Origin of the sequence: Rhodococcus sp. PvR044 (assembly GCF_040548995.1) — a bacterium.
Taxonomy (GTDB): domain Bacteria; phylum Actinomycetota; class Actinomycetes; order Mycobacteriales; family Mycobacteriaceae; genus Rhodococcus_G; species Rhodococcus_G oryzae.
Genome location: NZ_JBEPSX010000005.1, coordinates 76,345 through 95,900, shown reverse-complemented (window position 1 = coordinate 95,900; position 19,556 = coordinate 76,345). Strand labels below are relative to the sequence as shown.

The window sequence follows — 19,556 nt, the reverse complement described above, 5'->3', positions numbered from 1 at the left end:
GCATCTTGCCTGGTCCGGCGTGGGTCTTGACACGGCGTCATTCACGGCGTTTGACTGGGACGCAAGCTTGTTGCCTCGCCCGACGGTGTTCTGGGAGGTTGACGTATGCGCGTCATTGGATTCGCGGGTTCGGGGCATCGGCGCGGAGCAACTTCCCGCCGCAGGACCACTTCGTTGCTGGCACTGGTTGGAGCGTGCCTTCTCTCCCTGACAGTTCCCCAGACAGCCAGCGGTGAACCAGCGGCGGACACCGTCGCCACCGGGTTCGCGATCCCCTTCTCCGGGGCGCCCGGCTACGAGCATCTCGCACCGACGCAGATGACCAGCCCGGGTCAGCTCAATCAGCCCCTCGGTCAGCAAGCGGCGGACGAGATTGCCGGCCAGATCGGGCTCAACAGGGCCGACGCCTTATCCGAGCAGCAGTATCGCGACCTCACTTCCGGCGGTGGAGTCGGCGGCAGCTTGGAAGATGCCGAGGTGATCAATGCATGCGTCCAGATCCTGACCAATACGAACGGCCGCCCCGTCTATTCCAACGTCGACGGCAACTCCACACCGTCGGTTCTGGCCAGCTACGGGCTATACGTGAACCCCAGCGGACAGCTGGAGAGCCCGGCCAACGCGGACGCGCCGACGAGGCAGGTGAACCCGCTGCTCGCTCCCGGCGGGTTTGTGGGCACATGGATGCGGAACAACGGTGCGACCCAGACCCTGATAGCGCTCTACCAGTCGGCATACACGGTACAAGCGGTCTATGGCTTCGCATCGCAACAGATTTCGGGCGCAGCTCAACTGGTCACCAACACCAAGGGGGGTGTGAGTTCGGAGGTGGGCATGTCGATGGCGCCGCCCCTCTGGATAGTGAACTTCGCCCTGCTCTACATATTGAATCCATCCCTGGCGGCCGCGATGCCTGCCCGCTGGGCTCCCATTCCTTCGGCGGTTGCCGACGCCGTGAAGTCGAGCCCCACCGGCCAGGTTCCTTTCAGCGACTATGCGTCCTACTTCCAGTGATTCGATTCCGGAGCCCGGCGGGGTCTCGCACCCGATTGAATGAACGGCGGTGAACGTATCGTCGACCGTTCAGCTCAATTTCTCGGGGGTAAACGGAACTGTCGGCCTGCCACACGAACGCAGGGGTGGGTGCTTCGATGTCGTCGAGCAGCGCCATAACCTGTGGATCCCAGTCGGTGAAGTCGTTCAGCGCTGCGTGGAATAGAAAGTAGTCGCGGTTCGGGATCGACAGCTTCGGCGTCGGATCATCTGCGCGAACTTCGCCCTCCCGCTGGCCTGGATAGCTGGGGTCCGGGATGAATCGCAGGCGCGCGTACTTGTCGAAGCAGACCGGGCCCCGAACAGCCAGCCGGTGTCAATCTTCCTGTCGTTCCTCGATCCATCGCGCGGCCGACAGGTCAACACACCTTGTGATACTCACTCATCCAGTATCGCTGTTGCGCACCGACTTCCTACTCTCGGTAATGAGTCCCAATGGGGATTCAGTTAGGAGATGACCGATCAGCATCGGCCCGCACGTGTGCACGTATCCCCTGCGGGCCGAACAGGATTAGTAGCTCGACCACTCCGCCGTCGGCACTGCCGAGCCAATGCGGCATGGACGTGTCGAACTCGGCGGCCTCACCGGGCGGCAATGTCATGTCACGATCGCCGAGGACGAGCCGCAGGCGACCGTTGAGCACGTACAACCATTCGAAACCGTCGTGAGTCTGCGGGGTCGGTTCGAGCGGTTCCGGCTGAGCGGGGATGACCATCTTGAACGACTGCACCCCGCCCGGCCTCCGTGACAGCGGCACGAAGATCATCCCGGCCCGCCGGATCGGTTTCAGGTGAATTCGGGGGTCGCCGGTGCGTGGGGCACCGACGAGATCGTCCAGCGGCACGTCGTAGGTACGGGCGAGCGGCAGCAGCAACTCGAGCGTCGCCCGGCGTTGACCACTCTCCAGCCGCGACAGCGTGCTCTCCGACACCCCGGTCCTCGCCGCGAGATCAGCGAGCGTCAAACCACGGGCGCGCCGCAGCGCTCGCAGCCGCGGCCCCACCACCTCGAGCACGTCCTCCGTTTCGCGATCCACGCGCCCATCTTGCCGGAACCGCAAGAAGTAGTGCCAGATCGTTGTGCGCCCGGCGAGACTGAGCGTGTCCCGACCAGAGGAGCCATGATGAGCACCACCGACGCGGGCCCGTTCTGGGACGGCGCCCACGCGGCCCGACCGGCAGCCACGAACCCGCAACCGAATCACCTTCTCGCCGAAACAGTCACAGGCCTGCCGCCCGGCGAGGCGCTGGACCTCGGATGCGGCAACGGCGGCGACGCGCTGTGGCTCGCCCGCCGGGGGTGGAGAGTCACCGCCGTCGACATCTCGGCGGTGGCGGCCGCCCGACTCGCCGACCTGGCGGTGGCGTGCGGCCTGGGTGACTTCCTCGCCGCCGAGCGTCACGACCTGCACGAATCGTTCCCACCCGGCGCGTTCGACCTGATCTGCGCGCACTACCTCCACACGCCCTTCGACCTGGACAGAACCACCGTCCTGTGCGCAGCCGCGCACGCGTTGCGTCCGGGCGGGCGACTGCTGGTCGTCGACCACGGCTCGACCACGCCCTGGTCATGGAACCAGGATCCCGACCTCCGGTACCCGACACCGCGGGAGATCGCCGCCGGTCTCGATCTGGATCCGACGACGTGGACGGTCGAGCGGGCCGAGGCGCCCCGCCGGATTGCGACCGGACCAGGCGGGCACACCGCCGAGGTCACCGACCATGTCCTGCTCATCCGCCGCACCGCCTGACCCGTCCCGTGAAGGAGACCACCGTGCCCACCACCTCACGTCGCAAGCGCCGCCCTGACACCCCGCCGCCCCGAAGCGGAAACGGCGAGTCCGAGACCCTGCGCGCCTTCCTCGACTACCTCCGGTCAGCGATTGCCGCAAAGGTCGACGGCGCCCCCGAACCGCAGGTGCGTACAGCGGCAGTACCTTCGGGCACGAACCTGCTCGGTCTGCTCAATCATCTGACCTTCGTCGAGCGCTCGATGTTTCTCGGAGACAACGTGACCGATTGGCAGGCGACGTTCCTGGCCGCGCCAACGGACAGATGTCGTCGCGCGCTACCGCGAGACGGTCGCGGCTGCGAACAAGGTCCTCGACGAGTGCACCGAGCTCTGCGCACCTGTTCCCCTGTCGCGGTCGGGACGCCCCGCCCCCAGCCTCCGCTGGGCACTCACCCACATGATCGAGGAAACCGGCCGCCACGCCGGCCACGCAGACATCCTCCGCGAACTGATCGACAACACCACCGGGCGCTGACTTCAACAATCTCTCCAGGACAGAACGCATGATCAGCAGACCACGGCCATTAGTGTGACCGAGAGTCGAGCAAGGTGAAGCAACGGGCGAGCGAGTCGAGGCGGAGTGGCGATGGACGCGGATGTGATCGTCGTAGGCGGCGGCACCAGTGGTGCGGTACTGGCCGCGCGGCTGTCTGAGGACCCGAATCGGCGCGTCCTGCTGCTGGAGCAGGGCCCGGACGATGCGGCATACGACGACTCCGTTCTGCGGCCCGCTGCGGCGGGGGACGTATGGGCCGGAACGCCTTTCGCTCGGCCGTTCCCGATGCAGGCGGGGCACACCACGGTCCAGATGGTGCGCGGGCGCGTCCTCGGCGGCACCTCAGCCGTGAACTACCTCGCCACGATGCGTGGCCAGCCGGCCGACTACGACGCGTGGGCTGCGCGGGGGCTCGACGGGTGGAGCTGGCCCGATGTCCTCGCGACGTTCCGGGCCATGGAGAACGACCTGGACTGCGGCGCATCGGAGCTGCACGGCTCCGATGGGCCACTCGTCGTACGCCGCTCCACCCCCGACCAACAGACCGAATCGCAGCGGGCGTTCCTCGCGGGACTCCAGGAACTCGACGTGCCGTGGGCCGACGACGTCAACAACCCCGGGCAGCTCCCCGGCGTCGGGATCTTCCCGCTGACGGTGTCCGAGGACGGCGAGCGGCTCACCGTGAGCCAGGCGTACCTGACCGGGGAAGTCCGGTCGCGACCGAACCTGACCGTCGAGACCGGGGTGACCGTGGACAGGGTCCTCGTCGAGGAGGGGCGGGCGACCCGTGTCCTAACCGCTGATGGCAGGGAACTGTCCGCAGGCGAGATCATCGTCAGCGCCGGGGCAACCGGCTCACCCGCATTGCTGCAGCGGTCGGGCATCGGTCCCAAGGATCTGCTCGACGGCCTCGGTATCCCCGTCGTCGCCGACATCCCCGGGGTCGGGGCGAACCTGCAGGATCACCTCGGCTTCCCACTCGTCTACAACCACGCGGGCGGCGGGTCGCTGCGCGGCGGTCCTGTCCAGCCGGTGTGGGTGGGCCGCACGCCGCAGTCGGACACGATCGACTTCCACGTTCTGAACCTGCCGATCGGCGAACCGACCGCCGACGGCGCGTACTTCTCGGTCGTCCCGTACCTGCTCGATGTCACCGGGCGGGGAACGGTTCGGATCTCCTCGGTCGATCCTGACTCCGAACCTGACGTGGCGATGCCGGCGCTGGCAGCGCACGACCTGGAACGCCTCGACTGGATCCTGGGTCGCATTGCCGCACTGGAGTCGACCGGGCCGTTCGCGGAGCTCGGCGCCGCCCGCGTCCAGCCGATGGCCGACCTGAGCGCCGAAGGCGCCGCGGCAGGCCTGGTCGACGGCGGCGTGATCAGCTACGCCCACATGGGCGGTACCTGCGCGATGGGTCCGGACGGAGACCCGCACGCCGTCCTGGACGCGCGCTGCCGCGTGCGCGGGGTCGAGGGCCTGCGGGTCGTGGACGCCTCGGCGATGCCGGTGCTGCCTGCGGGCAACACGTACCTCGGCTGCGTGATGATGGCCGAACGTGCCGCGCAACTGATCTGAGCTACGGCAAGTTCTGCGGGTTCGACTTCGGTGGCCTGCGGCGGAACCGGCGCTTGGCCGGGATGGATTTGTCGCCGCGTTGATCGAATGCGGTACGGCCGATGAGCGGCATGCGAGTCGAATCCTTCTGCAGTGGATCAACTTCCGCCGGTCACGTCGGGGCCGAAGGCGGCCGTCAATGCTGCCGCGATCAGGTTGGACAGGTCCGGGCGACCGTCCTCGGTGGCCCAGCGCGTGAGGGCGGCGTTCATTGCAGCCAGGCAGGCGCCGGCCGCCGCCCAGGCGCGGAAGTCCGATTCGGGGTCGGCGGCGGCATCGCCGCGGAGGGCGTCGACGATGGCCTGCTGAGTGGCGTACTGACTGTCCAGGTGTCGGGCCCGGAGCGCCGGCACGGTGATCATCAGACGGAGTCGGTCGAGCAGTAGATCGTCGGCATCGGTCCGGGAGCCGCTGATCAGGTCGGCCGCCTCGATCAGGGCCCGCCCGATCCGTTGGACCAGCGTGCCGTCGGCCGGGCCTGCCGCGATCCGGTCGGCGATGAGTTGGTCCTGCTGACCGACCAGGACCAGGTCTTCCTTGGTGGGAAAGTGCCGGTACAGCGTCATCGGCGAGATTCCGGAGGCTGCAGCGATCTCGCTCAGGGTGACCGCGTCGTAGCCGCGTTCGGCGAACAGCGGGATCGCGTGGGCCTGGATCGCGCGCTGCATCTCGGCCCGCCGGCGGTCTCGGAGGGTGGGTTGGGGAGCACTCATGTGGTATAGACTACCATCATGCTACTAACTAACAGTTCGAAGCATGGCGGCCCGCTGACGGGTCGAACCGCACTGGTGACCGGAGCTTCGCGGGGGATCGGGCAGGCGGTCGCCCTGCGGCTCGCCGCCGACGGCGCGACTGTGGCCGTGCACTACGGCACGGATCGCGCCGGTGCGACGGCGACACTGGCCGAGATCGAAGCCGCGGGTGGCGGAGGCTTCGTGGTCGGTGCCGAGCTCGGGGTGGACGGCGACATCGACGCCCTCTTCGATGGGCTGGCCGTTGGCCTGGCTGGGAGGCCGCTCGACATCCTGGTCAACAACGCGGCCGCGGAGCCGGCGGGTCCGATCGAGGCCACCACGCCGGAGCAGTTCGACCGCCTGTTCGCGGTCAATGTCAGGGCTCCGTACTTCATCATCCAGCGGGCTCTGCCGTTGCTCCCCGCCGGCGGACGGATCATCACGCTCTCCTCGGTGGCGGCCCGGATGGCCAACGCGACCCAGACCTCGTTCGCGATGACGAAGGGCGCGATCGAGACGATGAGCAGGACGCTGGCCAACGAGCTGGGGGTCCGCGGCATCACGGTGAACGCCGTCGCGCCCGGCGCGACCAGGACGGCGACGAACGGGGCCTACTTCGAGGCCCCGGGCATCGAGAATTTCCTGGCAGGGATGACCGCACTGGACCGGCTGGGGGAAGCGGTCGATATCGCCGACGTGGTCGGGTTCCTGGCCTCACCCGATGCTCGGTGGATCACCGGTCAGGTGCTCGATGCGAGCGGCGGCCTTTTTCTCGGGCCTCGGATCTGAATGACCGTCGCTCAGTGCATCATCGTCGGTTGATGTGAACGCGCCGCACCATCGAAAATCGCAGGCCCGGCAAGGGGATTCCTTCGCATCCGGGCTACTTCGAGCTCCATCATCGGTTGTGTCGCTTGGATCCGCCTACTTCCGTGCGCTGACGTAGGCCGCGATTCCATCGAGGATGCGGTCGATGCCGAATCGCAGGGCATCATTGCGTCCGGCATTCGGATCGGTCTGCTCGGCCTGGTCGGCGAACGCGGCCGCAACGCGCGGGAAGCTGTCGCCGTGGGCGGTCAGGATCGCGCCGATCTCCCTGGCCAGCTGGCCCTCCGTATCGTCGTCCTCGGTGGCCGAACCCACCTGCTGAACCAGGCTGCGGACGTGACCGAGCAGCAGCACCGCACTGTCGAGGCGTTCGGGGCCGGTCAGTGAGCTGCCGTCGAGCGCGGCGAGTGCAGTCTCGAGCCAGTTCAGTTCATTGGGGCCGATGGGTCGGGGGCCGGTCGTGAGCTCGAGCGCCCAGGGGTGGGCGCGATAGCGGTTGAAAGCGGTCACGGCCCACACTGCCAGGTACTCGCGCCAAGGTTCCGGTGAATCCGGCAGGGCTGCAGCCACTTCCGGCGCGGGTCCGAATGCCGTGTCCAGCATGAGTGCTGCGAGCTCGCTCTTGCCGGGGACATAGCGGTAGAGCGCCATCTTGGCGCATCCCAGGCGTTCGGCCAGGCGGGCCATAGAGAGATTGGCCAACCCTTCGGCGTCGGCGAGGGCAATGGCCTCGGCGACGATTCGGTCCAGGGTGAGCGATGGTTTCGGTCCGCGCCTGGGCGCCTGAGGGACTCCCCAGAGCAGTTCGGCGGCGGTCGGTCCGGCCATGGTCGTCATCCTCTCGGAGTTCTTGACGTTTAACTGCGTCCAGCATACGCTAATCACGAAACAGCGTCCGGTAGACACAGTTAATGGAGGGGTCCTCGAAATGCGCAACACCACCGTCCTCATCTCCGGCGCCAGCGTCGCCGGTCCCGCCCTGGCCTACTGGCTGGACCGCTACGGCTTCGACGTCACCGTTGTGGAGAAGGCGCCCGCCCTGCGGGGCGGCGGCCAGGCGATCGATTTCACCGGCCACACGCATATGGCAGTGCTCGAGCGCATGGGCATCATCGAGGACATCAAGGCCCGCCAGACCGGCAAGACCGACATGGTGCTCGTCGATGCGCAGGGTCGGCAGCAGGCCCTCATCTCGGGTGAATTCACCGGCGGCGATATCGAGATCCTGCGCGGCGACCTATCCGAGGTCATGTACGAGCGCACCGCCGACAATTGCCGATACCTGTTCGGCGACACCATCACAGCCCTTACCGAAACCACCGCCGGCGTAGATGTGGAATTCGCCCGCGCGCCCGCCCGCACCTTCGATCTGGTCTTCGGCTGCGACGGCATCCATTCCCGGGTGCGGAAGCTGACCTTCGGTCCTGAACAGGACTTCGTCAAACATCAGGGCTACTACTACTGCATTGCCGGAGCCTCGCACTGGGAGCTCGACGGGAGCAGGCTGCGTGAACGCGCGGTGTCACACGGTCACAATGCACCGGGGCGATTGGCTCTCGTGGGCGGCTCCAAAGCCGGTCAGATGTATCTGTTCGCCTCCCCACAACTCGACTACGACCGTGATGATTTCAATGCTCAGCGGCGCCTGATTGCGGAGAAGTTCGCCGGCGTGGGCTGGGAGGTGCCCGGAATGCTGGCCGAGCTACCCGGCCTGGACGGCTTCTACCTCGACTCGATCAGCAAGGTCAGCATGAAGACCTTCGTCAAGGGTCGCGTCGCACTGCTCGGCGATTCCGGCTACGGCAGCACCCTCGCGGGTTTCGGCACCGGTCTCGCCGTTGTCGGTGCCTATGTGCTCGCCGGTGAACTGGCCACCGCGGGCTGCGATTACGCCGTGGCATTCAGCCGCTACCAGGAAATGATGAAGCGCTACTGCAAGATGGCCAATGGTGCGCAGCCCGGGCGGTTCCTGGCGCCGAAGACCGCGCTGGGTCTGCGCTTGCGCAACTGGTTTCTGCAGTCGAGGTTCTTCGACATGATGGTGAAGTCCGCGGAGAACTCGAAGAATGATATCGAGTTGAAGAACTACCCGGAAATCGTAGGTACACACTGAAGTAGGGGTTACTGCAGTGTCCGACCCACGGGTCCGGATGCGGCGCTTGCATTGGATTACTCAGCTGAGCATGCGGCCTGGCCGACTGGATGGGCGTTCACCAATGGCGGGTCCTCCTGGGCTGCAGGCGGATCGGTCAGGCCGACCAGGCGCTGATCACGCTCGAGGAGGGCTCCCGATCCCACAATTCTGAATGTGTTCCATTCTCGTGTGGCGGCGGGTGTGCGTTCAGGTGTCCAACGGGTGGAACCAAGCGGAATCACGGCGCCGGAGGAACATGTCCAGTGCGGCTCCGACATTCTCGCGCACGAAGTCCTCTTGCTCGGCCGCGATCAAGGAGCGCATCGTCTCGAGTTCACGCTCGGCGCCAGGCAGGTCGAACACCGCACAACCAGCAGCGTTGCGGACATCCCAATCGTCGTCTGTCCGGGCCAGGTGGATCAGTGCCCCGCGGCATCTCTCGGCAAGGGAATCGTCATCGATCCGAAGGATCGCGAAGACCCTTACCGCTTCGATCCTCACCAAGTCGTCTTCTGACACATCAGCCGCTACCGCGAGCAGAAAATGGGCCAGCAGGGATCCGTCGCCATCCTCGGGAACGAATGTTCGCAGTGCGGAGAAACGCCTATCCGCGCTCCACTGCGCGAAGTTGCTGACCAAGTCACGTGCGGCTGCTGATTCGGAACTCATGAAGCTCTCGGCTCACCAACCCTTGACCGCGGTCCCGTCCCACCGTGGGTCGGCCAACAGTTCCGGTGCAGGACCGACGAAGGCGCGCGCGGCGTCGGTGTCGTCGGTGAGGGTGAAGCGCAGCCACGCGGTGAGGTACCCGCGGAATCCGCCCCCGTCGGTGGGCCAGTTGTGCCCCACCCCCAGCAGGCGGCCGCGGGCAGCGGGCCCCGGGCTGACGGAGTGATAGGCGGCCTGCGGTATGGCCGTCGAGACCGGATCGTCTGACCCGGTCAGGTAGAACACCGGACCTGTCAGCCGGGCGACGTCGATCTCGTCGACGGGCCGGGTGGCCCACCACGGATCGGGCAGGTCGAGCACGGCGGTGGAGGTGATGAGACCGTCGGAGTCGGTGCTGGCGTTGATCGATCCCCCGGCGCCCTGCGAATGTCCGACCGCCGCGACGTGAGCGACGTCGATGCGATCGTGAAAGACGCTCTCCGGGTTGTCGTTCTGCGCCAGGATGTAGCGCGCTGCCGCCAGGATCTCGGTCCCGTCACCGGTGACGCTGCTGTCGGCGACCACGACGACGAATCCCCAGGAGGCCAGGTGGCGTAGCAACTCCTCGTACTGCTCGTACGTCGCGTGGCTGCCGTTACCGAAGGTGACCACCGGATGACGGTCGGGGCTGGTGGCGATGTCGGCGGGGTGGAACACCTGATATCCGGGCACCGCGACCGATGCGACGGCGTGGATGCCGGTGGCCGCGTAGCGCTCGCTGACGGATTGCCCTTCTGGAACAGCGGGAGCCGCAGGCGCCGCGGCACCTGGCGCGGGAGTCGATGCGAGTGCCGGTGCCGAGAACCCGGACGCCATCGGCATCGCGATGATCGCGGCGAGGAGCAGTGTCCGGGTGCGTCGGGTGGTGGGAAGTAGAGGTCGCCGTAACGTCACGAAATCGCATGCTACCCAGCGTGGGCGCGTGCGAGCATGCCGCCATGCACAATTCTGTCGAATCCCGGCGGAGCGTCCCGGCCCCGAACGTCGAGACCCGGCCCCGCGTGTGCGTGATCGGTGCGGGGTCGTCGGGCATCGCCGCGGCGAAGGCGCTCCACGTCGCCGGCATCCCGTTCGACTGCTTCGAGCAGGGCAGCGTGATCGGCGGCAACTGGGTCTACGACAACCCGAACGGGGTGTCTGCCTGCTACGAGACGCTGGAGATCAACACGTCCTGCCCGCGGATGGCGTTCTCGGACTTCCCGATGCCCGACGACTATCCGCCCTACGCGCGGCACGACCAGGTCCGGGCCTACTTCGAGTCCTACGTGGAGCATTTCGGGTTCCGGCACACCATCACCTTCGGCACCACCGTCGAGCAGGTCGAGCGGGCACCGGACGGCACATGGTCGGTGCGTACGACCGGCCCCGCCGGCGAGCGCGTGGAGAGCTACGACGCCGTGCTGGTCGCGAACGGGCACCACTGGGACGCCCGCTGGCCGGACCCCACTCCTGGAACCTTTACCGGCGAGGAGATCCACTCCCACGACTACCGCACCGCCGACCAGCTAGCCGGCCGCGACGTGGTGGTCGTGGGCATGGGGAACTCGGGTCTCGACATCGCAGTCGAGGCGTCCAAGGTCGCACGCAGCACCACGCTGGCGGTGCGGCGCAGCCACTGGGTGATGCGCAAGATGCTGCTCGGCAAGCCCGCCGACCGATTTGTGATGCCGGGCTGGATGCCGGGCTGGGCGATCTCTGCCGGACTCCGCGTCACCGCCCTCACGGCCGGTAACCTGACCCGCTACGGGCTCCCGCGGCCGACACATCGGCCCGGTCAAGCGCACCCGGTTCAGTCCGAGCAGATCCGCGCGCGACTGCAGGCCGGTGCGATCATCCCACGCCCGAAGATCGACCGGTTCGACGGTGACACAGTCGTTTTCGAGGACGGGACCCGGTCCCGGGCCGACCTGATCGTGTGGGCCACCGGCTACCGGGTGAGCTTTCCGTTCCTCGACCCGGAGCTCGTCGCCGCCCCCGAGAACGACCTGCCGCTGTGGAGGCGAACTGTGCACCCGGATCTTCCCGGCCTGTACTTCGTCGGGCTTCTGCAGCCGCTCGGCGCGGTGATGCCACTTGCCGAGGCACAGAGCGTGTGGATCGCGGAGACCCTCGCCGGCCGGTACCTACCGCCGCCCGACGCCGAGATCCGGTCGCAGATGACGGCCGAGCACGATCGCGCCAAGCGGCGGTTCTACGACTCGCCGCGACACACCATGGAGGTCGACTTCGACCACTACCTCTGGAGTCTCGAACGCGAGCGCCGGCGCGGCGCCCGCCGCGCCCGGGCCGCCCGCTGACCGCTTTCCTAGGATTGGTGGGTGTCCGATTTGAATTCAGCTACCACCCGAGCACGGGACCTCGACCGTTCGCAGACCTGTACCTTGCTGGACACCGCGTACAGCGACGGCCAGCTCGGTGTGGACGAGTACGAGGCCCGCACCGCGGCCGCGATGCACGCGGCAACGATCGGTGACCTCAGCAGGCTGACGGCTGACCTGCAGATCCCCGCCCACCTTCTCGAGTTGTCGAGTGCACCCGAGGCCCCGGCCCGCCGCTCCGGCCTGCCGGGGCGAGGACTGGTCGTCGCGGTCGCAGTGGTGGTTCTCCTCGGCGGCTTCGGCTTCGGCTATCTGCTGTTCGGCCGCGCCGCCGACAGCGATCAGTCGATCAGCGCGTCCGGATCGACCCCTGCACAACCTGTGGCTGCTGGTGAGCCGGTCGACACCCTGACAGCCGACGGCATCCGCGAGTTTCTGCGCCGCTTCGAGCAGGAATTTCGCGACACGACTGCCGACGATGTCGACCTCTACCGGGACGATGCTGTCGTCGACCGGGTGATGCCCGGTCAGCCGCACCGCTCGCAGCGATGGATGTTCACCGGCGGATTCAAACCATGGACGGAGCCCAGGAACCGGGATCGGGACCAGGCCACGGTCGATCTCGAGCAACTCGATGTCGACCGGATCGGCCAACTGATTGCCGACGCTCCCGGTTTGGTTCGCCTGCCCAGCGGGCGCATCGATCGAGTAGGGATCCGCGCCTCCAGCACCGAGCCTCGCGTCACGGTGTACGTCGAGGACGGTGACGCCTACAAGGGGAACGTGACAGCGACACTCCGCGGCAAGATCCTTGACGTCCAGGCCGCGTGACTGCGCCCGGAATTGGTGACTGGACCACCATGCCTTCCACGCTGCCTGCGGGCACCGACATCGTGGCCGAGACCGAGGTCAAACGCTCCCGGTTCATCGCGGTGCTGCGGCGCGCCGACCGAGCAACCGAGGCGCAGGACTTCCTCGACGAGCAGCGACGCCGGTATCCCGATGCGCGGCATCACTGTTGGGCCTACATCACCGGAGACGAGCCCTCGGAGCGGGCAGAACGCGCGGGGGACGACGGGGAGCCCGGCGGCACCGCCGGGGTGCCGATGCTGCAGGTACTGCGCACCCGGGACCTGGTCGACGTCGCGGTGGTGGTGACGCGGTACTTCGGCGGTGTCAAGCTCGGCGCAGGTGGGCTCGTGCGTGCGTACTCGGGGGCGGTGGCGGCGGTGGTCGACGCGGCGCCACTGGTCGGCCGCGAACGCCTCGAGCTGCTGACGCTCGAGGTCGGTCATGACACCGCCGGCAGGGTGGAGGCCGAATTGCGCGGTCGTGGAGTCGCCGTCGTCGACACCGCCTACGGCGCGGCCGCCGCCCTCACCCTCGCCACCCGTGACCCCGCGCGGCTGGCCGACACGGTCGCCGAGATCACCGCCGGCGCAGGCGAGCTCGTCCCGGCGGGTGCACGGTGGGTGGATGTGTGAGCAGGCCGCCAGCGGGCGTCGACGTCACTCTCGCCCCGTCGAAATCCATTGCGGTCCGTTGAACGTCAGGTTTCGATCGCCGGTCACCAGATCCGCCGCCCGGTCGAGCCTCGACATCTGGTCGTCGCCGAGCGCCACCCGGACCGCGCCCGCGTTCTCGTCGACCCGCGCCGCCCGCCGGGTGCCGGGGATCGGCGCGACCGGCACGCCGAGCCGCTCACCCTGTGCCAGCAGCCACGCCAGCGCCACCTGCGCCGGCGTGGACGACACCTCGCCGGCGACCGCGCGCACCACGTCCACGACGACCTGGTTCGCCTCGAAGTTCTCGTCGAATCGCGGCTGTCCCTTGCGCATCGAACCGGACACGCTCTCCTTGGTCAGCGTGCCGGTGAGGAATCCGCGTCCGAGGGGCGAGTAGGGCACGAAACCCGCCCCGACCTCGATCGCGGCGGGCACCACCTGACGCTCGACATCGCGCGACCAGATGCTCCATTCGCTCTGCACCGCGGTGATCGGATGCACCGCCGCGGCCGCGCGCAGCTCGTCACCGGTCACCTCGGACAGCCCGAGGTGCCGCACCTTGCCCTCCTCGACGAGTTCGGCCATCGCGCCGACGGTCTCCTCGATCGGCCGGCCGAGCTCACGTCGGTGCATGTAGTACAGGTCGATGACGTCGGTGCCGAGTCGCCGCAGCGAGGCCTCGCACGCCGACCGGACGTAGTCGCGGTCGCCGCGGGTCGGCGTGTCCCCGGGCTGGTCACCGATCCTGCCGGTGATGCCGAACTTGGTCGCGAGCTGAACCTCGTCGCGGCGGGTGCGCAGCACCTCGGAGATCAGTTCCTCGTTGGTGCCGGCAGGCCCGAGCGCGTCCGGGCGGGGTCGGCCGTACACGTCGGCGGTGTCGATGAAGGTGACGCCGATGTCGAGGGCGTGGTGCAGGGTGGTCAACGCCTCGGACGGATCGGTCGGTCCGTAGACGTGGCTCAGCGCCATTCCGCCGAAGCCGATGCGGCTGACCGCCAGCCCGTGGCCGAGTTCGACCGTCGGTGCCTGACTCATAGGGAATCTCCTTGTCGTTCGAGAACGGTGAGGTCGGTGATCGGCGCGTTGCCGCAGTCCAGGCCGCGGTCGATCAGCCCTCGGTAGTGCTCGACCTTGTCGTCGATCGCGTCGAGGTCCTGGTGCAGCTGGTCGAGTTGGGCGAGTACTCGTTCGCGATGCGTGAGCAGCAGCGTCATCCGGCGTCCGTGACTGGCTGCACCCTCCTCGTAGAGTTCGAGGAACCGCCGGATCTCCGCCACTGGCATACCGGTGCGGCGGAGCCGAATGATCAGCTGGATCGTCCGCAGCGAGGCGTCGTCGTAGCGGCGGCGCCCGTCGCTCCCGCGCTCGATACGCGGGATCAGACCCTCACGCTCGTACCAGCGAAGCGTGTCGCGGGTCAGCCCGGTCGCCTCGGAGACCTGCGCGATGCCCAGTGCCGTCGTCATGGGTACCGACGCTAGGTGCTGGAGTGCACTCCAGCGCAAGCGTCGGCTCGGACCACGGTGATTCCCTCCGTCGCCAGTGCGGCCAGTGCCCGGTGGTGGGACCCGACCGTCGTGCCGGCGCAGGCATCGGCGATGACGGACACGCGGTACCCGAGCGCGCGCGCCGACCTCGCCGCGAGCGCAACCCCGTGCTCGGTGGCGATGCCGGTGAATACGACATCGGTGATCCCACGCAGGCGCAGGTTCGTGTCCAGATCGGGGTTGGTGAAGACGTCGCGGTCGTACTTCGTCAGCACCTGATCTCCCTCGTCCGGCGCCAGCACCGGATGAAACGACGCGCCGTGGCCCGCCGGATCCGACCGCATCGGATCGGTCGGGTCCGTGCTCAGGTACCGGGTACACACGACCAGCGCTCCCTCGGTCCGAAACCGGGTACGGGCCAACGCCGCCCGGCCGACGACCTCGCGGTCGTGCGCCAGCGCGACGATCCAGTGTTGGAAGTCGATCTCGATCAGTGCGGTGGTGGTGGCCATCCGCGGCACGCTAGCGACTGGAGCGCACTCCAGCGCAAGCCGCTGATACGAGCGCTGTCGGCGCGTTCGTGATGACTCGGACTGGTCTCCGACTGTGGAACCTCAGGTTTCAAGGTGGTCGAGTACCTCACGAAGTCGCGACAAGGTCACCTTCCATCCCCGCTCCAAGGCATTGCGCGCCATTCTCTGCCGACGGTCGTCGATATCAAATCCTGTTTGCGTCAGCAGAAATCGCGTGCCATCGCCCTGTGGCCGGATCGTCCAGTCAACGGTCCACCGCGCAGGATGCGCGGCTCGCAGATCGACCCAACTCAGGATCAACTGCTCACCTGGCCGAGCCGCCAGGACTTCGCAGGCGATCTCGGCGGTCGGCTGACCCGGCACTGCGAAAGTGAAGTGCGTCCCGACAGACGCGGCGAAGCCGACCGATCGCATCAACCATCGCTCGAGCAGTGCCGGTTCTGCCAGAGCACGCCAAACGGCGTCTGGCGAATGCGGGAAGAAGCTGCCGATCTCGACCGCAGCGGGATCCAACTCTGCATCAGCTATCACCGGTGCACCTCCTCAACGAATCCGAATCTGGTCGCCGTGACGCGGTTGCCGCGGCGGGGCGTAGCGCTCAGCGGGTCGCTCGCACTCGAGACGCGTCACTGTTGGTCAGTACGTTGCGGGATCCCAGAAATAGAGCTGACGTGCAAATGCGCCGATCAAGAACCCTGCTGGGGGATTGAGAGCGCGCCTTCTCCCTTGTGGATCGAGCTGGTACACAGCGGTCATTCCGTGGAAGGTGACGCAGTGGATGTTGTCGGATCCGAAGGGGCTGAACGCAACCTTGTTGAGGCCATTCCATGCGTCGAGTGCCCACGGCACCGGAATTGGTCGCTGCACGGGTACTCGCGCAAGCCGATATCTTGCGCCGCTGCGTTGGGTGCCAAGACGGCCCCGAGGCTGACTGTCAGTGCGCAAGCCGCGACGAGCACTGTGCGGTTCATCTCGAATTGCCTCCCCCAGCAAAGGTGATCGACAGTCTGTTAATACGGGCCGGCGGGTGCCGCGTTACAAGCGACTTCGTGGACAAGTACCCGGCTGAGTAGAGAAACGTCCTAGGTTGGGTGGATGTCGATGACGTGGCCGCAGATACGAGGTTTGAATTACAGCACGATGGGGCGGTCCGTCCGCGCCGACATGTGGTGCGACGACACCTTCACGGGGCGGGTGTGGTTCTTGCCGCCCACGACGTGGCGTATCGAGGACGCAGCCGGCGAAGCGACCTACATCGAGAACGACACTGATGAGTACCGCCTCGCCGACGACGGAGTGATGGTCCACACGGCCAAATCTCCGAATCGGTTTGTCATGACCAGCGGTGCCGCGCCATGGCAACTCCTGCAGGCGTATGCCACGTGGCCACTGGAAGATTCAGGGACGGAGCAGCGGCTGGTCCCTACGGGTCTGCCTCGTCCAGTGGAGGTCCGCGGCCGCGCAGGCTGGCAGGTCCAGTTCGCCGACGCTATGCCAGGTGGTGAGGTGACCTACGTGATCGACGCAGAACTGGGCATCGTCCTGTCGAGGTCCATAGGTTCGCAGGTGATGGAACTGGCGAAACCCCATTTCGACGAAGACTTCGATCCGGCGTTGTTCACCTGGATCGGCCCGGTCCGGGAGGAAGAGGATCGGTTCATCACCCCTGCTCAGCGCGAGTATGAAGCGAAGGCACAGGCGCTCGCGCAGATGCCGCGGCCGCAGGTCGCCTGGTTGCCGCGGACCATCGAAGTCCAACCGGTTGACGGTGATCCACGAACCGGGGCCATGGATCTGCAGGTGACGGCTCAGTACGGCTACCTCACTCTGCGCCAATGGGTCACCGAGGTCGGCGAGCCCGAGATCACCTGGATGCAAGGGCAGACACCGTTGCGTCACCGCGAAGCAATCGGTCCATGGACGTTTGAGATCCGCAGCCACAACCTGATCGACTCCGACGACTGCGCACGAATCATCGGCTCGATCGTTCCGGCTGACCCGCCGGCCACCACCGCCGCGCAGATCCGCGAGATGCTCGACCGTGACACAGCCGAACGGGCCGACGCCGAACTCAGTGAAATGTTGGGGACAGGTCGCCACCTCGACGACTACCTCGGCGATCGAGGCGGGGATTCATTGTTCATCCGAACCGATTTCAGCAACGGCGCCGCCTGGCGCGAGGTGGCCGCCGCGGCGATGGCGGCCGGCGAAGGCGACGAATCCGAATTCATGGCGTGCCTGACCTGTATCGACAACCCTGCGAACGACGGCTTGTCGATCTCAGATCTGCTCGAACGGATCGGTGACCGGCCCCCGTACTACGTGTTCATCGCAGACACCACCACGATCACCGACCCCGAACATCCGATCCTCGCCGTGGACACCGGACCCGCAGACTCAGGTCATGGCAGAGGCCAGACCGTGAGGGTGATCCCGTCGCAGATGTGGTCCATCGAGAACAACCTCTCCCTCGCCAACATGGACTTCGAGGACTTCGCCGATTCTGCCGGCCCCGACGGGGTCTATCGCGGATTCTCCTGAACGAGCAAACGGCTGTGCGGGCCTCTGATCTCGATGGGGTATGGCTCCGCTATGGGCCTTGGCTGTTGTCGACGACTTCCCAGAACAGGATGCCATTTTCGATGACTGGCACCCAATATCCGATTGGGAGGGAGTCGGTGATGCAGGTTCGGACTCCTGCGAGCATCGCGCTGATGGATGACCAGGCGGGTCCGTGGCTGTCTGCGGAGTACTTGTCGAATTCGCGTACACAGCCGTGGTGTTCACCCGGGCGGGTGTCGCAGAAGTACGCGTAGGCGTCTAGTTCGGCGATGGGAATATAGCTCGGGAGGAACATCATGGCGGTTGAGCCGGCGTTCGGGTGCTGAACGCACACGCCGTCGTATCCGCCTTCGTAATAGTCGGTGTCCGCATCTGCGAGCTCGCGCCACACTTCGGCTGACATCGCGTGCCAGTCTGCAACCCCGTCGAGGCTGAGAAGATGCTGCACGGGGAGCAACTCTCCCGAGCCGCCACCCGCCGGAGAATTGTCGATCTGACCGTCATGCAGCGAAAAGAACTCGCGCAGTTCAGATGGCCAGACCGTTCCCGTCAGGGCTTCGATCCGGGCTAGCGCCTCGGGCGAGGCGGGTGGGCGGAACGAGTTCGCGGTGCTGGGCGCGACCTCTCGAAGGACGTCAAGCAGCCTTGCCCACTCGGCGGCGACAGTCATGAGCGAACCCTACGCAAACCGTGCTCCTGACTAGGCGTACGAGTCGCGGACGCACCCGCGCTGACCGCCGTGCAGGCAACTCGAGTTATTCGCGTTGCCCCGTTGGTGCAGCCCCGACGTGCATGAATGCGAGCTGGGGGACTCGGCATGTATGAATGTGGCGTCGTCCAGTCGGGCAACGTATTTCGCTGCCCGCTGGTACGACAACCCGACCATCAACAAAGGAGTACATCCATGGGTTCTTCAGACGAACAGCTCGGTCAGATTGGCACCATCGCGGGAGTCGGCGCAGTCGGGCTCCTCGCGATCTGGGGTGGCGCCGGCCTCGTCTCGATGTCGTAGCGCTCAAGCGAGTCCGCTACCGGCAGGTCCAGCCCGTTCCAGATCGGGGCGGGCTGGACCTCCGAGTGCCGCTGCTGCACGGTCCGGGTCGTGCCGTGTGTATCGAGTGGTTGGTGGTTCCGGGCACGCCCTACATTGAGTGGATGGTCCGTGAGGCTGCTGCCACCCATTCGACGGCCGCATCTGTCCCGCGCAGGTTGCGTGTTCTGGGGACGTCCGGGGCCGGCAAGAGTCGGCTCGCGGCGCGAGTATCGGAGGTTCTCGGCGTTCCACGCCTAGAGCTCGATGCGGTCTTCTGGGACGCTGATTGGACGTATCGCGATCTCGACGAGGCACGTTCGCTTGTTCGCGATTTCACGGCCGAGCACCCGAGCGGGTGGGTGATCGACGGCAACTGGACATCGCGTTTGGATGGCTTACTTGACCCGGGCACGCCGGGTGGCGCCGACGCGGTCGTGTGGCTCGATCACTCCCGGCCGGTCGTGATGGGCAGGGTTATCCGGCGCACGCTTCGGCGCGGTCTCTTGCGCGAGGAGCTGTGGCACGGCAACCGTGAGAGTCCGTTGTCGTGGGTGAAGCGCAATCCGCAGGACAACATCATTCTCTGGGCATGGACACAGCACGCTGTCACTCGGCAGCGGATGGCAGTGCGGGTCGCGTCGGGGTGGCCAGTGATTCGGCTCGCGGGACAGCGTGAGGTCGATGCGTGGCTCAGGTCGCTGGGCGGGGGTCACCTCGACGCGTGACGGCGGGGGTTGGTTCGTGTTGTTCAGT

The 19,556-nt window shown here is 66.7% G+C and carries 20 protein-coding genes and 1 pseudogene; 11 read left to right on the top strand and 10 right to left on the bottom strand.

Features of this window, described 5'->3' with window-relative positions; genetic code table 11:
• The first annotated feature begins 105 nt into the window (after positions 1-105).
• The gene (locus tag ABIC28_RS13575) at positions 106-1,014 is read left to right on the top strand and encodes a hypothetical protein (RefSeq protein ID WP_354579316.1); all 909 of its coding nucleotides are present in this window, start codon (positions 106-108) and stop codon (positions 1,012-1,014) included.
• Between the two features lie 482 nt (positions 1,015-1,496).
• Here ABIC28_RS13575 and ABIC28_RS13570 read toward each other — a convergent pair whose 3' ends face one another.
• Complete coding sequence (locus ABIC28_RS13570; RefSeq protein ID WP_097211659.1) at positions 1,497-2,090, bottom strand: helix-turn-helix domain-containing protein; 594 nt, start codon at positions 2,088-2,090, stop codon at positions 1,497-1,499.
• A gap of 87 nt (positions 2,091-2,177) precedes the next feature.
• Between ABIC28_RS13570 and ABIC28_RS13565 the strand changes: the two genes are divergently transcribed.
• The 3 genes and pseudogenes from ABIC28_RS13565 (at position 2,178) to ABIC28_RS13555 (ending at position 4,919) form a co-directional block, all read left to right on the top strand.
• Positions 2,178-2,804 (top strand): class I SAM-dependent methyltransferase, encoded by a 627-nt coding sequence (locus ABIC28_RS13565; protein ID WP_354579314.1) that lies wholly within the window; start codon positions 2,178-2,180, stop codon positions 2,802-2,804.
• A gap of 23 nt (positions 2,805-2,827) precedes the next feature.
• Positions 2,828-3,320 (top strand): annotated as a pseudogene (locus ABIC28_RS13560) (DinB family protein).
• 111 nt (positions 3,321-3,431) lie between these two features.
• Positions 3,432-4,919: a GMC family oxidoreductase gene (locus ABIC28_RS13555; RefSeq protein ID WP_097211658.1), complete on the top strand. Its 1,488-nt coding sequence runs from the start codon at positions 3,432-3,434 to the stop codon at positions 4,917-4,919.
• 137 nt (positions 4,920-5,056) lie between these two features.
• Here ABIC28_RS13555 and ABIC28_RS13550 read toward each other — a convergent pair whose 3' ends face one another.
• The gene (locus ABIC28_RS13550; RefSeq protein ID WP_097211657.1) at positions 5,057-5,671 is read right to left on the bottom strand and encodes a TetR/AcrR family transcriptional regulator; all 615 of its coding nucleotides are present in this window, start codon (positions 5,669-5,671) and stop codon (positions 5,057-5,059) included.
• A gap of 75 nt (positions 5,672-5,746) precedes the next feature.
• Here ABIC28_RS13550 and ABIC28_RS13545 point away from each other — a divergent pair, with 75 nt between their 5' ends.
• Positions 5,747-6,481: an SDR family oxidoreductase gene (locus ABIC28_RS13545; RefSeq protein WP_257017464.1), complete on the top strand. Its 735-nt coding sequence runs from the start codon at positions 5,747-5,749 to the stop codon at positions 6,479-6,481.
• A 135-nt stretch (positions 6,482-6,616) separates the two neighbouring features.
• Here the strand turns inward: ABIC28_RS13545 and ABIC28_RS13540 are convergent, their stop codons facing one another.
• A complete protein-coding gene (locus tag ABIC28_RS13540) occupies positions 6,617-7,348 on the bottom strand; it encodes a TetR/AcrR family transcriptional regulator (RefSeq protein WP_209928324.1) in 732 nt (243 codons plus the stop codon).
• A gap of 100 nt (positions 7,349-7,448) precedes the next feature.
• Here ABIC28_RS13540 and ABIC28_RS13535 point away from each other — a divergent pair, with 100 nt between their 5' ends.
• Complete coding sequence (locus ABIC28_RS13535) at positions 7,449-8,633, top strand: FAD-dependent monooxygenase (protein ID WP_354579310.1); 1,185 nt, start codon at positions 7,449-7,451, stop codon at positions 8,631-8,633.
• A 228-nt stretch (positions 8,634-8,861) separates the two neighbouring features.
• Here ABIC28_RS13535 and ABIC28_RS13530 read toward each other — a convergent pair whose 3' ends face one another.
• Together ABIC28_RS13530 and ABIC28_RS13525 are read right to left on the bottom strand one after the other, a co-directional pair.
• Positions 8,862-9,323, bottom strand: a complete 462-nt coding sequence (locus ABIC28_RS13530; protein WP_108168820.1) for a HEAT repeat domain-containing protein — start codon at positions 9,321-9,323, stop codon at positions 8,862-8,864.
• Positions 9,324-9,335: 12 nt separating this feature from the next.
• The gene (locus tag ABIC28_RS13525) at positions 9,336-10,256 is read right to left on the bottom strand and encodes a poly(ethylene terephthalate) hydrolase family protein (protein WP_354579307.1); all 921 of its coding nucleotides are present in this window, start codon (positions 10,254-10,256) and stop codon (positions 9,336-9,338) included.
• Between the two features lie 44 nt (positions 10,257-10,300).
• Here ABIC28_RS13525 and ABIC28_RS13520 point away from each other — a divergent pair, with 44 nt between their 5' ends.
• The 3 genes from ABIC28_RS13520 to ABIC28_RS13510 are packed head-to-tail and all read left to right on the top strand — an operon-like array spanning position 10,301 to position 13,164.
• Entirely contained in the window at positions 10,301-11,659 is a 1,359-nt protein-coding gene (locus ABIC28_RS13520) for a flavin-containing monooxygenase (protein WP_209928327.1), read from the top strand.
• Positions 11,660-11,680: 21 nt separating this feature from the next.
• Positions 11,681-12,511: a DUF1707 SHOCT-like domain-containing protein gene (locus ABIC28_RS13515; RefSeq protein ID WP_354579305.1), complete on the top strand. Its 831-nt coding sequence runs from the start codon at positions 11,681-11,683 to the stop codon at positions 12,509-12,511.
• Between the two features lie 29 nt (positions 12,512-12,540).
• Complete coding sequence (locus ABIC28_RS13510; RefSeq protein WP_097211651.1) at positions 12,541-13,164, top strand: IMPACT family protein; 624 nt, start codon at positions 12,541-12,543, stop codon at positions 13,162-13,164.
• Positions 13,165-13,188: 24 nt separating this feature from the next.
• Here the strand turns inward: ABIC28_RS13510 and ABIC28_RS13505 are convergent, their stop codons facing one another.
• The 4 genes from ABIC28_RS13505 to ABIC28_RS13490 all read right to left on the bottom strand — a co-directional run bounded on the left by ABIC28_RS13505 (position 13,189) and on the right by ABIC28_RS13490 (position 15,739).
• Positions 13,189-14,223: an aldo/keto reductase gene (locus tag ABIC28_RS13505; RefSeq protein ID WP_097211650.1), complete on the bottom strand. Its 1,035-nt coding sequence runs from the start codon at positions 14,221-14,223 to the stop codon at positions 13,189-13,191.
• Positions 14,220-14,654, bottom strand: coding sequence for a MerR family transcriptional regulator (locus ABIC28_RS13500; RefSeq protein ID WP_097211649.1), 435 nt, complete (start codon positions 14,652-14,654; stop codon positions 14,220-14,222). The genes ABIC28_RS13505 and ABIC28_RS13500 overlap by 4 nt, the downstream gene beginning before the upstream one ends.
• A gap of 11 nt (positions 14,655-14,665) precedes the next feature.
• The gene (locus tag ABIC28_RS13495) at positions 14,666-15,187 is read right to left on the bottom strand and encodes a cysteine hydrolase family protein (protein WP_097211648.1); all 522 of its coding nucleotides are present in this window, start codon (positions 15,185-15,187) and stop codon (positions 14,666-14,668) included.
• 102 nt (positions 15,188-15,289) lie between these two features.
• Positions 15,290-15,739: an SRPBCC family protein gene (locus ABIC28_RS13490; RefSeq protein WP_097211647.1), complete on the bottom strand. Its 450-nt coding sequence runs from the start codon at positions 15,737-15,739 to the stop codon at positions 15,290-15,292.
• A 564-nt stretch (positions 15,740-16,303) separates the two neighbouring features.
• Between ABIC28_RS13490 and ABIC28_RS13485 the strand changes: the two genes are divergently transcribed.
• Entirely contained in the window at positions 16,304-17,749 is a 1,446-nt protein-coding gene (locus tag ABIC28_RS13485; RefSeq protein ID WP_143548445.1) for a DUF6924 domain-containing protein, read from the top strand.
• 49 nt (positions 17,750-17,798) lie between these two features.
• On the opposite strand, the gene ABIC28_RS13480 is transcribed toward ABIC28_RS13485, so the two are convergent.
• Positions 17,799-18,440, bottom strand: a complete 642-nt coding sequence (locus ABIC28_RS13480) for an SMI1/KNR4 family protein (RefSeq protein WP_097211645.1) — start codon at positions 18,438-18,440, stop codon at positions 17,799-17,801.
• Between the two features lie 407 nt (positions 18,441-18,847).
• Here ABIC28_RS13480 and ABIC28_RS13475 point away from each other — a divergent pair, with 407 nt between their 5' ends.
• Positions 18,848-19,528 carry a P-loop NTPase family protein gene (locus tag ABIC28_RS13475; RefSeq protein ID WP_218840969.1) on the top strand — a complete coding sequence of 227 codons (681 nt, stop codon included), beginning with the start codon at positions 18,848-18,850 and terminating at the stop codon, positions 19,526-19,528.
• Positions 19,529-19,556 lie beyond the last annotated feature (28 nt).

What these genes read in the sequence shown, in the direction of transcription:
- ABIC28_RS13575 (WP_354579316.1), top strand. Translation starts at nt 106, where the DNA reads ATGCGCGTCATTGGATTCGCGGGTTCGGGGCATCGGCGCGGAGCAACT.
- ABIC28_RS13565 (WP_354579314.1), top strand. Translation starts at nt 2,178, where the DNA reads ATGAGCACCACCGACGCGGGCCCGTTCTGGGACGGCGCCCACGCGGCC.
- ABIC28_RS13555 (WP_097211658.1), top strand. Translation starts at nt 3,432, where the DNA reads ATGGACGCGGATGTGATCGTCGTAGGCGGCGGCACCAGTGGTGCGGTA.
- ABIC28_RS13550 (WP_097211657.1), bottom strand. Translation starts at nt 5,671, where the DNA reads ATGAGTGCTCCCCAACCCACCCTCCGAGACCGCCGGCGGGCCGAGATG.
- ABIC28_RS13540 (WP_209928324.1), bottom strand. Translation starts at nt 7,348, where the DNA reads ATGGCCGGACCGACCGCCGCCGAACTGCTCTGGGGAGTCCCTCAGGCG.
- ABIC28_RS13535 (WP_354579310.1), top strand. Translation starts at nt 7,449, where the DNA reads ATGCGCAACACCACCGTCCTCATCTCCGGCGCCAGCGTCGCCGGTCCC.
- ABIC28_RS13530 (WP_108168820.1), bottom strand. Translation starts at nt 9,323, where the DNA reads ATGAGTTCCGAATCAGCAGCCGCACGTGACTTGGTCAGCAACTTCGCG.
- ABIC28_RS13520 (WP_209928327.1), top strand. Translation starts at nt 10,301, where the DNA reads ATGCACAATTCTGTCGAATCCCGGCGGAGCGTCCCGGCCCCGAACGTC.
- ABIC28_RS13510 (WP_097211651.1), top strand. Translation starts at nt 12,541, where the DNA reads ATGCCTTCCACGCTGCCTGCGGGCACCGACATCGTGGCCGAGACCGAG.
- ABIC28_RS13505 (WP_097211650.1), bottom strand. Translation starts at nt 14,223, where the DNA reads ATGAGTCAGGCACCGACGGTCGAACTCGGCCACGGGCTGGCGGTCAGC.
- ABIC28_RS13500 (WP_097211649.1), bottom strand. Translation starts at nt 14,654, where the DNA reads ATGACGACGGCACTGGGCATCGCGCAGGTCTCCGAGGCGACCGGGCTG.
- ABIC28_RS13495 (WP_097211648.1), bottom strand. Translation starts at nt 15,187, where the DNA reads ATGGCCACCACCACCGCACTGATCGAGATCGACTTCCAACACTGGATC.
- ABIC28_RS13485 (WP_143548445.1), top strand. Translation starts at nt 16,304, where the DNA reads ATGTCGATGACGTGGCCGCAGATACGAGGTTTGAATTACAGCACGATG.
- ABIC28_RS13480 (WP_097211645.1), bottom strand. Translation starts at nt 18,440, where the DNA reads ATGACTGTCGCCGCCGAGTGGGCAAGGCTGCTTGACGTCCTTCGAGAG.